1 pseudogene is annotated in these 508 nt (G+C 71.7%); it reads right to left on the bottom strand.

Annotation, left to right across the window (positions count from 1 at the left end):
• Positions 1-508, bottom strand: a pseudogene (locus AC5RV2_RS18900) (hypothetical protein); the annotation flags it as partial.

The raw sequence follows: 508 nt of genomic DNA, 5'->3' as shown, positions 1-508 counted from the left end.
GCCGGTCGCCGGCAGTCCTCCGTGCCGGCCGATGAGGCGGTCTTCGCACCACCGGGCGGCGGCGTCCGGGGACGTGAACGCCAGGGTCCGGTCCGCCGTGCCGGCCTCTTCCGCGGACAGCAACCCGGCCGCGTCCACGAAGACCAGCAGGCAGGGATCCGAGGTTTCCTGCAGGCGGAGGAACATGGTCTTGGTGCGGCTGCCGAGCTCGTCCAGCCGGCTGATGTCGATCACCAAAACCTCGTGCGCGGCAGACAGGTCGGCGGCCATCCGGATCACCGTTTCCGCCTCGGGAAAGAGCATGTCGCCGTGGACCTCGAGGAAGCGCACGGTGTGGCCGTGTTCGGCCAGCACGGCCAGCTCCGGCGTCGGGCGAACGCGCGGTGAGGGTTTCCCGGCCAGTGTGTAGTCGGCGCGGATCGTGGACCGGGCGCTGCGGGCCGCGTGGATGAAGTGCAGTCCCAGCTCGGCCGACAGCCGGCGGCAGGCCTCGGTGCCGCGGACGCTG

The organism is Arthrobacter sp. Y3225116 (genome assembly GCF_059091245.1).
Note: the sequence above shows the minus strand (reverse complement) of the source record. Positions and strands in the feature narration are given on the sequence as shown.